Origin of the sequence: Synechococcus sp. CBW1004 (assembly GCF_015840715.1) — a bacterium.
Taxonomy (GTDB): domain Bacteria; phylum Cyanobacteriota; class Cyanobacteriia; order PCC-6307; family Cyanobiaceae; genus Cyanobium.
Window position 1 is genome coordinate 1,212,271 of the sequence record NZ_CP060397.1, and the last position, 13,549, is coordinate 1,225,819.

Annotated in this window: 10 protein-coding genes; 4 read left to right on the forward strand and 6 right to left on the reverse strand. The window is 58.0% G+C overall.

All coding sequences use genetic code 11. The annotated features are described in order from the left end of the window. Positions 1-11 precede the first annotated feature (11 nt). A complete protein-coding gene (locus tag H8F25_RS05910; RefSeq protein WP_231597175.1) occupies positions 12-1,922 on the forward strand; it encodes an ABC transporter ATP-binding protein in 1,911 nt (636 codons plus the stop codon). A gap of 54 nt (positions 1,923-1,976) precedes the next feature. On the opposite strand, the gene H8F25_RS05915 is transcribed toward H8F25_RS05910, so the two are convergent. The 3 genes from H8F25_RS05915 to H8F25_RS05925 all read right to left on the reverse strand — a co-directional run bounded on the left by H8F25_RS05915 (position 1,977) and on the right by H8F25_RS05925 (position 6,307). Further along, positions 1,977-2,933 (reverse strand): hypothetical protein, encoded by a 957-nt coding sequence (locus tag H8F25_RS05915; protein WP_197212462.1) that lies wholly within the window; start codon positions 2,931-2,933, stop codon positions 1,977-1,979. A 702-nt stretch (positions 2,934-3,635) separates the two neighbouring features. Then, entirely contained in the window at positions 3,636-5,126 is a 1,491-nt protein-coding gene (locus tag H8F25_RS05920) for a hypothetical protein (RefSeq protein WP_197212464.1), read from the reverse strand. Next, complete coding sequence (locus H8F25_RS05925; RefSeq protein WP_197212466.1) at positions 5,123-6,307, reverse strand: glycosyltransferase; 1,185 nt, start codon at positions 6,305-6,307, stop codon at positions 5,123-5,125. The genes H8F25_RS05920 and H8F25_RS05925 overlap by 4 nt, the downstream gene beginning before the upstream one ends. 335 nt (positions 6,308-6,642) lie before the next feature. Here H8F25_RS05925 and H8F25_RS05930 point away from each other — a divergent pair, with 335 nt between their 5' ends. The 3 genes from H8F25_RS05930 to H8F25_RS05940 all read left to right on the forward strand — a co-directional run bounded on the left by H8F25_RS05930 (position 6,643) and on the right by H8F25_RS05940 (position 10,337). Continuing rightward, complete coding sequence (locus H8F25_RS05930; RefSeq protein ID WP_197210262.1) at positions 6,643-7,734, forward strand: IS630 family transposase; 1,092 nt, start codon at positions 6,643-6,645, stop codon at positions 7,732-7,734. A gap of 58 nt (positions 7,735-7,792) precedes the next feature. Continuing rightward, complete coding sequence (locus tag H8F25_RS05935; protein WP_197210200.1) at positions 7,793-8,776, forward strand: IS5 family transposase; 984 nt, start codon at positions 7,793-7,795, stop codon at positions 8,774-8,776. Between the two features lie 631 nt (positions 8,777-9,407). After that, entirely contained in the window at positions 9,408-10,337 is a 930-nt protein-coding gene (locus H8F25_RS05940; RefSeq protein WP_231597176.1) for a hypothetical protein, read from the forward strand. Between the two features lie 334 nt (positions 10,338-10,671). Here H8F25_RS05940 and H8F25_RS05945 read toward each other — a convergent pair whose 3' ends face one another. Genes H8F25_RS05945 through H8F25_RS05955 form a run of 3 tightly spaced genes read right to left on the reverse strand, consistent with a single transcriptional unit; the run spans position 10,672 to position 13,548 of the window. Further along, complete coding sequence (locus tag H8F25_RS05945; RefSeq protein WP_231597178.1) at positions 10,672-11,640, reverse strand: hypothetical protein; 969 nt, start codon at positions 11,638-11,640, stop codon at positions 10,672-10,674. Next, on the reverse strand, positions 11,637-12,845 hold the full coding sequence (locus H8F25_RS05950) for a glycosyltransferase (protein WP_197212472.1): 1,209 nt from the start codon (positions 12,843-12,845) through the stop codon (positions 11,637-11,639). Before H8F25_RS05950 ends, H8F25_RS05945 begins: the two co-directional genes overlap by 4 nt. Next, on the reverse strand, positions 12,838-13,548 hold the full coding sequence (locus H8F25_RS05955) for a methyltransferase domain-containing protein (RefSeq protein ID WP_231597179.1): 711 nt from the start codon (positions 13,546-13,548) through the stop codon (positions 12,838-12,840). Before H8F25_RS05955 ends, H8F25_RS05950 begins: the two co-directional genes overlap by 8 nt. Between the last annotated feature and the right edge of the window lies 1 nt (position 13,549).

Sequence of the window (13,549 nt, forward strand, 5' to 3'; positions counted from 1 at the left end):
AGGGGAACCCTATGACTGCACAGGGGGTGAGCAGCCACGAAGGACGCTGGCGAGCCTCGCAGAGTTTTGCTCTGCTGCGGCGTCTCCTGCGCAGGTTGCCCCGGGCTCAGCAGCGGCAGCTGCAGGCTCTGGCCCCTAGTGCCGTGCTGGTGGCGGCTCTGGATCTCAGCCTGATCGTGCTGATCGCGCGGCTGGTGGGGGTGCTCGGCCTCGGTGGCGGCCAGCCCCTGCAGAAGCTGGTACTGGCGGTGATCACCCTGGGCTGGAGCGTGTCGCTGCTCAAGGCGGGGCTGCGGTTGTGGCAGTACCGGCTCGGTGGGCAGATCTGGCAGCAGCTGAGCAACGGCATGCTGGAGCGGCTGCTGAATCAGCCGTATCTGTTTCACCTGAACCGGAGCCGTGCCGAGCTGAGCACCCGGCTGCTTCAGCAGTTGTCGCAGGTCAGCCGCCTGGTGGTTCTGCCGGCGGTGCTTTCGATCGGCAGCGCCGCCACGGTGCTGTTGCTGGTGGCCGGGCTGCTGTGGCTGGCCGGTCCGATAGCGCTGTTGCTGATGCTGTTGGTGGCAGGCCTGTATGGCCTGTTGGTGCTGCTGTTGCGCCAACCGCTGAGGCAGCTGCAGGAGCGACAAATGCAGGCGGAGGTGGCCGCCACAACCGAAATCCAGGAGGCTCTGGCCGCGATTCGCAGCGTGCTGCTGGAAGGGGCGCAGCCACAGGTGCTCGAGCGATTCGGACGCCTCGCCCACCAGATCGAGCAGAGCCTGGCCCTGAGCGAGGCGCTACCGCAGCTACCGAGGCTGGTGGTGGAGCCGGCGGGACTCACCGGTGTGCTGCTGCTGCTGCTGATCCCGGAGATCCGCAGCACCGGTGCGAGCACGCTGCCCTGGCTGGCGCTGATGACGGTAGCGATGCTGCGACTGGCCCAACCCTTGCAGGAACTTTCAAGAGCTCTCAACCAGTTGCAGGGGAGCGTGCCCCTGTTGCGGGAGTGCCTGGCCCTGCTCGAGCTTCCACTGCAGGAACCGATGACCTCTGGTGCGTTGCCTGCCCGTCTGACCGTGCTTGCAACACCCAGAGCTGAACCTGAGGCAGGCATGGAGGCGAGGCAGCGCCAGAAATCCGGAAGGGACAGGCTGCAGCAGAGAGGATCAGAGACATGGCCCGACTCCAAACCTCAATGGCGTCGACTGCAGCTGTTGGATGTGCACCTGCGCTATCCGGGCCCGAACGACTGGATTCTGCGGGGACTCAACCTTGAGATCCGCCGGGGGGAACGGCTGGGCCTGGTGGGTGCCAGTGGGAGCGGCAAGAGCACGCTGGCTGGAGTGATTCTCGGACTTCTGGAGCCACAAGAAGGACAACTCCTGCTGGATGGCCAACCACTGGAGGGAGCCAGGCGGCGCCACTGGCAAAGGCAATGCGCCGAAGTCAGTCAGCCGATTCGGCTCCGACACGGCAGCCTGGCAGACAACCTCTGGGGCTGGCAGGAACCCGGCGAGGACAGACGGTTGTGGGATGTATTGGCAGAGGTCGGTCTAATGGAGCTTGTGCGCCGACTTCCCCATGGTTTACAGACGGAGCTGGGCGATGAAGCCCTGCATCTCAGCGGAGGCCAACGCCAGCGGCTTGCCTTGGCCCGGGCCTTGCTGCGCCGGCCTGGTCTGCTCGTGCTGGATGAAGCCACCAGTGGCCTCGACCAGGCCGGGGAATCGGCGCTACTTGCAGACCTGGAGTCCACCACAGCTGGAAGCAGTGTGTTGGTGATCGCCCATCGGGAAATCACCATGCGACGCTGTCCGCGGCTCGCCTTGCTGCACGGCGGCGAGATCCTGACCGAAGGCCCATTTGAGGAGCTTCTGCAAGACGGCGTGAGGCTGCAGGAATTGCTGGCCCGCAGACCGAATGCATCGTCTGGCAGATAATGTTGAGAGCACCCCACAACAGAAAGATCTTCAAGACAAGAGTTGAGACTCAGATCACGACTTCACTGGAAGCATGGATTGAGGCGATGGGGCAAGCAACCCGGCCAAACCGAAAGCCAACAATAGATTGATGGGAAACAACTCGGTGATGTTGAGAGTGAGACTGACGATGCCCACTGCCATCAGGAAAGGGCGAGACACAGGATCGCGGTTCCATGCCCAGAGCAGTAGTCCGTAAAAGGCCGCGACCCCGAACAGACCGCTCTGCAGCAACAGCAGCACTGGCATACCATCACTTGATCCGGAATGGAGGGCAGACTGGGGGCCAAGGAGACTGATCAGCTGGTTGCTGTTAGCAGCAAGTCCCTGGCCGAACAACCATTGCAGCGGGCCGGCCTGAGTCATGCCCTCGACCGCAGCCTGCCAACGGCCAAGAGGCGACCGCCAAAGATCCGGGCGGCCGAGGAGGTTGGGCAGAAAAGTCATCAGAAGCACTGTCGTGGCTGCCAAGGCGAGGCGGCTCCGATGGAAGAGAGCAGGCCACTGCTGTGAAGCAGACCAGAGGAAAAGGGCCAGCAAAACGATCAGGCCGGTGCCGGAACGGGCGAGCAGCACCGAGAGCAAGGCGACGATCCACAGGCCCCGAAGCGAAACAGAAGGATCTGAACGAGTGCCCGACTGATCGATTGCAGGGCTATCCAGGCCTTCCCCAACAGAACGGTTGAGAGGTTCAGCTGAGTAGAGTCCTCCCCGATAAACTGAATCTGAGCCCATGGGTACGGCCATGAAACGTGACGAAGCTCGCGGCGGGCCGGTCTTGTGGTGGGGAAGGTAACTGATAGCGAACGCCAGCAACACGACGGCAGCCACGCCAAGGCTGTTCGGTTGTGTGAAACTGCCAACCAGCCTTGACGGGATGGCAAGACCCGCCTGCACAGATGTTCCGACTGCACTCCCCCCTACCAGTGCAGGACCGAAGGGCATGGGAAGGCCCCGCAGTGCCTCGAACATCAGCAACGGGAGCTGCAACCAAAGCAGCCAGGATGAAGCGCGGGCCCAGTGGTGGAGCCAGTCCCGGGTTGAGAAAGGCCCGGCAGCCAACAGGGGTAGCAACCACAGCCCAGGCAAGGCGCTGACCAACAGAACCTGAACTGCCCCGAGCAGGCCGGAAGCCAGCTGATGAGCTGGAGCTTGCGGGGATTGGGCCAGCTGCAGAAGGCTAATCAGGGCCGCAAGGGCAGTGCTGATGAGCAATGGCAAAACGGGTCGAAGGCCGATCCAGCTCGGCAGGCAGGCTCGACCCATGGCGATCGAGGCGGCGAGTGGGAGGCCCAGCAATAAGAGGAATCTGGATAACTTCCAAGGCCTCCAGGGCTCTGTCGCCTCATGCAGGCGACCAAAAGATAAAGACTGAAGGCGACGAGGGCGCCATGGATGGGGACGGCGTGCGGGGCAGGCACTCACAAGGCCGGCGGGCGGACCTGCCTCAGGGCAGAACGCCTGACGTTCACGCTGATAGGGCGCAGGGTCGATCAGGCCGGTGCGTGCCAAGAAAAAAGGAGCTCCGTTGACCAGACTGATCACAACAAAGAGAAGTGCCAACAGCGTGCCGAGGCCGGATTCTGGCCGCATTCGAAGTCTGGATCTCCGGTCGCCTGTGGCGTCAGCCTCGATGGCAATCCGCTTCATCGGACGCAACCAAACACATGTGGATCAGATGGCATCCCCTGCGCCCGGGCCGTAACCCTGCGTTTGACGAGGGAGCAAAGTGGTGGTCGGGTATGCCTGCCTTTCAAGGGCCTCCTGCTGAACCCTCAAGATCTCGGACTGTTGGTGGAGCAGACAGGGAATCGCCAGCACCGAGCCAAGGCTGATGCTGCAGAGAATCAGCACGAAGGGATCGCCATAGACCCCGGCGGCAGAGGTGAAGAAGGGGAGGTTGGAGAGGGCGAAGGCAAGTAAACCAATCTCGAACACGGCGATCGGCTTCGGCAGCAGGCGAATGAAGCGAAGATTGCGGAGTACCACCTGAAACAGTCCCGCGATGATTCCGATGATCAAGATCAGCCCCGGAATGCCAAGCTCCGCAACAACTTTACCGATGCCACTCTCACTCACATAGATCAGGTTTGCTCCCTGAACCTGCACCTGGCCGACCTGGGCTGCACCCGTCTGGGCGAGGGAACCGACGCCGAGGCCGAGGCCACCGGAGACGTTGAGACCGGTCAGGAAGGCCCTGAGACCCAGTGCATTGAAACGCTCCCAGAGGTCGCGCGGGGCCGTGGCGGCGCGACCCACATATTCGCTGAAATCGTCTCCCAGGAGTTCAGAAGGGTCGAGAAGCAAGATGATTGCAGCCAGGCCAGCGGAGGCCACCACCGCACCGAGCAGCTGGCGACGACTGCTGGTGCTGCCGTATCGGCTCAGCAGCAAGACAAACAAACCAATGAAAACAACAAACTGCACAATGGCCTTGCGTCGGCCAGTGAATAAACTGATTGTGGCGAGACTTGCCGCAAGGATGAGCCACCGGTTGCGGGAGGCTCCTCTGAAACCGGAAAAGGCGAAGATCACCGCTATGCAGGCGGCGATGGTGAGGTGAATCGCGGCGATGTCTGTACTGCGCCAAAGGCCGATAGCACCAGTTGTGTAAAATCCGTAGCGGAAATGAATCAACTGGGCGCCGCCGATGGCGTCAAAAAGAGGCACATCGACCCCGCGATAATCAAGCAGCGCGGTGAACGCGAACAGGGAGGAGAACGTGAGATAAAGCTGCAGCAGCCGGCGCAGCATGAGCTGATCACGGCCCAGCTGGAATCCCACCCAGAGGCCCAGCAGCGGAGCCAGGTAGAAGCCCATCCCGATCATCACACGGATCGGCAAGCCCCAGCGAAGCAGGCCATTGAGCGCCTGAAGAGCCAGGAACAATAGAAGCGGCGTCACCCAGGCGACGAGGCCAGGCTTGCTGGCAAACATGAGGGGCAGCTCCAGGCTGCCGCGTCTCTGATACAGCACAATGGCGCTGCCGACAAAAGCGATCAGAGCGAGGCCCACATACAGGGCAGGCTGATCGGGGGTGAGCTTGCGGATCGGATCCTGGGCGAAGCCCATCACAACAGTGAGAAGAAGCCCCTTACGCCAGTCGCCGCTGACCAGAACCAGGGCGAGGGAGGCCAGCAGAAGGGCAAGCAGAAGGTTGATCACGGCGTCGGCGCTGGTCTTGCAATCTCGGCGCCATCCTCGATGGCTGAGGCAGAGCGGAGAGGTCTCTCGCCTGAGAGGATGGAAAGGTAGGTTTCTTCCAGCCTCATGGCGATGGCTGGCCAACTGTAGGCACGGGTGGCGAGGTCAAGGGCGGCGGCTCGCATTGCCGCTGGCGGGCCCGCCAGGGCCGCCTCCAGCGCCTGGCTGAGCGCGAGAGGCTCGCTGTCGCAGACATGCCCTGCCTGGGCAGCGGCAATGGCCTCGGACACGGCCACACCTGGACTGAGAATCGTGGGCGTACCTGCAGCCAGGGCCTCGATGGCAGCAATTCCGAAGTTTTCCGAGGCAGAGGGCAGGACGAACCAGTCGGCCCGGCGCAGGGCCTGCCATTTGGCCTCACCCTCCAGGAAGCCCAGCCACCGGCAGCGGCCGGCAAGGCCGAGAGCTGCAGCCTGCCTGTGCAGGGTGTTGAGATAGGAGGGCTCACCAGTGCCCGCAATCTGAAGCTGCCAGGCAGCCTCGGGCTGACGCTGTTGCAGGAGGGCTAGGGCCTCCAGCAGCATCTCCAGCTGCTTCTTGGGATGCAGGCGTGAGAGAAACAGAAACACCGGCCCTATCAGGGGATCACGAAGGCCGGCAGCTGGTGTCTGATTGGGGGCGTTGGTCGGCGAGGAAGGCGGCAGTACACCCAGCGGCAACACGAAGCTGGGGCTTCCAAGGCCTAGATCCGCGGCCTCCTCGCGCTCTGCTTCGGTGGTGAAGTGCAAGGCGGCGGCACCTTCAAGGTTGCGACGCTCGATCAGGCGCAGCAGGAGCTGCTTGCGCCGCGGGCTGCGGGCCAGGCTCCAGCGACACAACTGGCCGATGGTGCTGACCACGTAAGGAACTCCAGCTCGGCGGGCCTGAGCCATTGCCGAAGTAGACGGCCACGAGAACATGGCATGCACGTGCAGCAGGTCGTAGTCCCGCAGGTGGGCGGCCAGCCATCGATTGAGCGCCGGGCTGACGGCATACTCGCGCAGGGGTTGCAGCGGCGGGCTCCAGCGGTTGAAGGCCAACACCGGCACGCCATTGCGTTCAGACCAGTGGCCATGCGGAAGGGATGTGTCTAAGCCCGGGCCATCGTCGTTGGTGGTGAGAATACTGACATCACACCCAATAAAGCTCAGCTCCGAAGCCATCTCTAAAACCGCAACACTGGGTCCACCACGACGGAGACTAATTGAGGGAATCACATGAAGAATTCTCATCAATTCCTCAGCAAAGCAAGCGAACCATTGAAATACGTTGCCGGACCACGCATGGAAAAAGTGTCGGCACAATGCCCGACAAGAGACATTGGAACGAGGCTTTCAGCATACAGCGATCAAGTCGATTTAGCGCATAAAGTAATACAAAAGGCTAACAGGCACGCAAGCGATCGCACAAATCAGCGTTAGGCCCTAACATTCAGCGCTAGTGTGCCGTCCCGCAAATAGCCGCTACAATATGAAGTGCCTCCCGAGGGGGTCGTTTCATGCCAAGCGGGCGCCCCATGGCTCCTCTGGAGCTGTCGGCTGATGAGGCCAGCCAGCTCCAGAGCCTGGCTGGATCAAGGTCCTTGCCCCATTCGATCGTTCAGCGGGCGCAGATCGTCCTGGCCTGCGCAGCTGGTGACACCAACACCTCAGTTGCCAAGCGATTTGGCGTTCGCAGCGCAACGGTGGGCAAATGGCGGCAGCGCTACCTCGATCTGGGGATCGAGGGGCTGCACGACGAGCTCCGTTCAGGCCGCCCGCGGACCTATGAGGACGACACGGTGGCGGAGGTGATCAACCGAGCCCTGCAGAGCAAGCCAACCGATGGCAGCACGCACTGGAGCGCTCGGACTTTGGCCGCAGAAACAGGGATCTCCAAGTCCACGGTTCACCGCTGGCTGCAGACCTTCTCGCTCCAGCCCCACCGGCAGAAATCGTTCAAGCTCTCCACCGATCCGTTCTTTGTGGAGAAGGTTCGGGACATCGTTGGCCTGTACCTGAACCCGCCCGACAAGGCGATGGTGCTCTGCGTCGACGAGAAGACGCAGATCCAGGCCCTCGACCGCACCCAACCGCTGCTGCCCATGGGGCTGGGCTACGTGGAGGGTGTGACGCATGACTACATCCGCCACGGCACCACGACCCTGTTTGCCGCGCTGGACGTGGCGACCGGTGAGGTAATCACTCAGTGCAAACCCCGGCACCGCCACCAGGAGTTCCTGGGGTTCCTCAGGCAGATCGAGAAGTCCGTCCCCGAGGATCTGGACCTGCACTTGATCGTGGACAACTACTGCACCCACAAGCACGCCAAGGTGCGTGCCTGGCTGGCCCAGCGTCCCCGTTTCCACGTCCACTACACCCCCACCTACGCCTCCTGGCTCAACCAGGTGGAGCGCTGGTTTGGACTGATCACCCAGCGGGCAATCCGGCGCGGCAGCTTCTCCAGCGTCAAAGAGCTGATCGCCAGGATCGAGCAGTTTGTGGCCGCCTACAACACGACCAAGGCCCCGTTCAACTGGACGGCGACAGCTGACTCAATCCTGGAGAAGCTCCAGCGGCTTTGTGCGCAAATCTCTGGGACGGCACACTAGGGAACCCCTGAAAAACCCGATAGAATCAGTACAGTTCCAATAATGAGACTGGCAGCGGATGGCGGCCCCCCTCCAGTTGGGTTTCACGGACTACGAGCAGACCTACGCCAAGAAGAAAACGCGCCGGCAGCGCTTCCTCGATGAGATGGAAGCCACAGTGCCCTGGGATCCTTTCCTGGCCTTGATTTCGCCTGTGTACCACAGGCCTTCTGCCAAGGGCGGGCGCCCACCGTTTCCGCTGGAGGTGATGCTGCGCATCCACCTGCTGCAGCAGTGGTTCACGCTTTCCGATCCCTTGATGGAGGAGATGCTGATCGATACCCCCTGCTTCCGCCGCTTTGCTGGGATCGACATGGTTGAGGACCGGATCCCTGACGAGACGACGATCCTGAACTTCCGCCACCTCCTGGAAGAGAATCGGATAGCAGAGCAGATCCTGGAGACGGTGAACCAGAGCCTGCGGGAGAAGGGCGTGATGCTTAAGGAGGGCACGATCCTCGATGCCACAATCATCAACGCTCCCAGTTCAACCAAGAACAAGACGGGCGAGCGGGATCCTGAAATGCACTCGGTGGCCAAAGGCAACCAGTGGTTCTTTGGGATGCGGTGCCACATCGGTGTGGATGCAGCCTCGGGTCTGGTCCATTCCGTGGTGAGCACGGCTGCCAACGTCCATGAGCTGAACACGGCACCCGATCGCGTCCATGGCGAGGAACGCGTGATCTACGGCGACTCTGGCCACATCGGCATCGAAAAGCGTGAGGCGTTCAAGGACTGCGAAGCAGAGATGCGCATCGCCATGAAGCCCGGACAGCGCCGAGTTCTACCGGACACCCCAGAGGGAAGACTGCTGGATCTGATGGAGGCGGCGAAAGCACATGTCAGGGCAAAGGTGGAGCATCCATTTCGGATCATCAAGTGCCAGTTTGGATTTCGGAAGGTCTTCTACCGAGGCATCCGCAAGAACAACCTCAAGCTGACGATGCTGTTTGCCCTCGCCAATCTCTGGATGGTGCGCGAACGTTGTCCTTCTACAGCGTAAATGACAGAATAAGTGTGCCATCTTGAGGGTGAGCAGCCAAAAATGATCGGGGAACTCACGAGAAATAAGCCAGTCAGGCCCTGGATTGGAGCACCTGGCGAGTAGCCAAGGACAAAATACCCCACTTGTGTCTCATTGACGAGAATGAGACACGCTTGCGCTCAATTCCCGGTCTTGATCAGAGCTTCCCTAGGTCTTAACATACTTACTAACACATCAAGAGGCAACCGGACCCATGACACCAAAAACACAAGAGGTAGCAAAATCATCCCACGGCCGCGAGGGCACATCTCGAATGAGTAAACATATACTTGTTTTTCTACTTGCAGCCACATCTTCGCTGACTGCGATTATATCAATCAATCTAGCCCTAAGGAGCAACTATGGTGGTCATCACGATATCTACTTGATGCTCGGATCATTCCTATCAGTCATTCACGATGGAGTTTACAAACCATCAAGGTTCACTGGATACCCAGTGGCTGAAATCGCTGTAGGCGCCAGTGCATGGCTCGGGGGCAGCAGTCTGTCGAATACAGTTAACTATGGTATTTTCCTGATCACGGCATTGACATTTCCGTTCTGCTTTGACACGAAACCCAGTCCAATACGATATCTTCTATTTACATGCATGGCACTTACTTCAACCGTGCTAGCTTTTGATAATATTATTTCGATAGACTACCCCTGGGCAACATTTTTCTGGGTCATTGGTTGCGCAACTCTTAAAAATTCAAAAGCACGATCAAATTCTATCATTCCTATGGCCCTTGCAATCGGGAGCAGACCCATATTTGCGCTGTTTGCAATCTCATCCATTTATTTGATAGATCATAAGTTTTCGCGTGAGCCGGCCAACTGGATTGTAAGATTCAAAGAAAGATTGAGCACAATAATAACAACAACCTTTGCAGGTGGACTTTTTTATCTTCCTGCTTGGTTCTGGCACAACTTTGGACTTTCATGGATTAGTGCTGAGCCACCTGACAATCAAGGACTGATTGGACTCGCCGGCAGATTCATATTGAAACTCATTCAAGCTTTTGGGCTTGTTCAAACCCTGATTATCATTGTCATCGTCGTACTGCTGGTGATGGCAAAGCGAAACAGGAATCATACATTATTAATAATGTCTAAGCATGATGCTAATTTTTTGGGCGCAATAGTGATATCAAATCTACTCATTTTTGCGCGGATGCCAGTGCAATTATCTTACTTGCAACCACTCTTGCTCTGTTGCTTTTATATTCTTTCACGCTTAAGAAACTCAAAACTTTTAATTGCAGCCTTGATGATAATCGGCTTCAACTTAATAAATTGGACTTGGCAACCAAGAATTGTCAAGATTGACTACGAGTCTGACGATATTTGCAGTAAAACAGTGGCAACAGGAGCAAAAATACAATTATGGGTTGATGATGGTCGCATCCTTGAATTTGAAAAGGGCTCAAGGAAAGCAAAATGCTACCGGGGATGGTTCGGACAAATCAAGCAGGCTGACTACTCACCAGTGATCATCAATGGACAACCTCTCAGGCTGGCAATAGATAATGGCAAATAAGGTCTAATGAATAGCCTACACAAAGAGTTAAGTCAATACTCACAGCGAAGGCAGCTAGTCACTACAATATAGAATAGTTTTGGATTCTAGGAATTTTAGAAATAGTAGATATTAGATATTAACAACATAGAAAGTATTAGAATTTATCTAGTACAATCAAGGGGGTTCTGGTTGCGGAAAGGTTGTAGCCGGAAACAACATTTTAACTGGCATGGCAGTAGATGCTCCACGGACAGAAAGTTAGAAATTTATGAACTATTGTTTGACGTGGATGAATGTCAGATCCCGAGCGACAAAAGATCAAGGAACAGGCATGTATATGTGCAGTCAGCGATTAAGCCAAGACTGCAGAGAGATTAAAGGCCTTGATTACTTCCGAAGCACAAGATTTAGTTGAGTATTGGCAATACCAGGAGCGACAGTTTACCCATACAGCATCAGAACGCAAGAGAAAGTCGGGTGAATCAGTGATCTGTGATAGAGACAGGAAATGATCGCAATGTTGATGAGTTCGCAAGGAGATAATTGGGACGACTCCAGACGCGCAGTAAGCAGCAAAAACACCGGATTTGGAAAACTGATAAGGCTCGGAATAAAAGAGTCCATATCGACTTTGCACAAGATGCGCGAACACCTGTTCTGCTGGCAGCAGTCCGAGGATGTCAACCTCCTCATGCAGAGACGATGGCAAAGCCAAAGGCTCTCCGATATCGAGAACCGTTACCGTGGGACCGAAGAGCTGTCTGTAGCCGCCCAGCTCGGCCACCAGCTGATGGGCATGCCGGCGCTTGCCCGCTGATCCGAAGATCACCACCTGCAAGGGCCTGTCGCTGGGCTCCGACACGTGATCGCTCTCGCCCACATTGGAGAAGGAGGGCAGGAAGAGGGGGGGCGATTGTGGCCGGAGCCATGAAAGCCAGCGAACACCATCCTGCTGGTTGACCACAGCCTGATGGCTGAGCCCGGCAAACAGAATGCAGAAGAATTGTTGCAGGAGAACGGCTACCTGACGCTTCCAGGTGTTGCCGTTAGTGAAGGGAAGCTCATGGAAATAAGTGACAACCCGTCCACCGCGGAGCCGGCGCAACAGCACCCGCAGCAGCAAGCGCCAGGGGAGAGCGACGCGGCTGTAGGCGAGTGGGGTGAACTCCAGCAGAACGGGAGTGTTTGGTGATGGCAGCCAGGGCTGCGGCCAGGGGCAGACGTGCGCAGGGATGCCCCGCCGGCTCGCCTCAGCGGCGATCACCCGGGCATGGTCGGCCAGCCCGCAGGAGGCGCCGTCTGGCCTGGGGATGACGATCAACACGTCGCCAGCGCATCCTGAAAAGCCTTGATGGTGTGCCGGTAGTGCCAACGATCTGCTGCGCAGCGGCAGGCTGAGCGCTGCTGATCGGTGAGCCTGCTGGATCGTTCGATCAGCATGGAAGCCAGGTGATCGGAAGCTCCATTCGGGAAGATTCCACCGCAATCAGAGGATGGGAGCACTTCGGCGGCGGCACCCACCCCCTCGGCCGCAAGGACCGGCACGCCGCAGGCGAGGGCTTCCGTGACGGAGACTCCCCACGGCTCATCCGGCGCCGGATGGACGAACACATCGGTGCGGCCATACCAAAGCGGTAGCTGGGAGTAGGGCACATAGCCGGGCCTGAGAACCGCATTGCCAAGTGGATCGCAGGCGGATTCGACGATCTGCCGGAGTGGTCCATCACCGATGAGAATCAGACGGGCGTGCGGTTGGGTCAACAAAACCTGCTGGAAGGCAGCTATCAAGGTCAGGGGGTCTTCACGGCTGGTCCATTTCATGATGCCCAGTACCACGTAGGCATCGGCAGGCCAGCCCTGCTGCTCCAGAAAGACTGAACGCTGCTGACGCGCCTGGTCGGATCGCTCGGCGAACCAGTCGTTATCGACGGCGTAGGCGAAGCGATAGGTGGGTCGCTCGACGCCGGAAAGAGTGCGGAGATAGGCATGAGCCTGTTGGCCCACAGGATGCCAGGTGTGAAACAGCTTTTGAATCCCGCCTACACTCATCCGACGGAGATGTCCACGCCATCCGTGTAAAGGGGTATGGGTGAGGGTGTTGTCGCTGCGTAGACCGATGCGATGCCCCATCAGCCGAAGCAGGACAGCGAGAAACAGATGGCTGCGGGGGTAGTAGCCGCAGATCACTACGAGATCCGGCTGTTGCCTTCGCAAGTGTCTCGCGAGCTTTACAAGCGCCCAGACATTCGTGCGAGGCAGGGCAAGCACGGGATAGGAACCACTGGTCAGATGGTCCCATTGCGGCGATCGGCTGATTTCCTGATCGCAATGAGCAGCAGCGGAAGACATCTGGGTATAGATCACCATGAGCTGCATCAAGCACCGTGAATGGATATCGGCATACAAAGGTGCATCAAACTGGGTTTCACAATTCTGGATAATGACCAGGCGATGACGCTCAACCACGCACGCTACCGGCAACGAACGAAAGGACTGCTCAGCACTCAAGCGAGAAAACTCAGCCATGAGACGAAGAACCGTGCTCCTTCAGCGATAAGGGCTTGCGGGCCTCCATGTAGAGACTTTCCCATGCGCGCTCCCACAGGTTGAGTTCTTCGCAGTATGGAATGGTTGTTTGGCCAGGCAGAAGCTTGGTCGGCTGCTCAAATCCAGCTTCCAACAAAGTAGTAGACAGCGAAGCTTCGTTGTAAATCCACTGATGCAAGGTACGATGACCAGTCAATGCATTCAGAAGCGAACTCCAGTCGACTTGAGAACGGGAAGGCACAACATTCAGCCTGCTCACAAAGCCATTGCCATCCCCATCCGCATTGTATAAGTCAACCAAGATCTGCAGATCAGGGACGACCAAACGGAGGGTGCCCCCGGGAGAGAAAATCCTGAGAACCTCAGCGAGAAACAAGCGTACACCATGTGCATCGAGATGTTCCAGCACGTGAGATGCATACACAACGCCACATGATGACGCGCGAAGCGGGAGGCCCTTGGTGGCATCACCAAAAAGAAGACGATTACTTCTCGCAAAAGCAATGAAGTCGCTCTGATCCCTGGAAATCAACTTCTCGGCGACCGGCTTTACCACAGACCACAGGAAAGGGAGCCTGGCGATGAAGACAGAAGGTGAGGAATCAAAATTCAGCCATCGAGGAGTAGGAGATCTTCCACAGCCAATGTTAATCCTGAGAAGCCTATGATCCACTTGATGCATG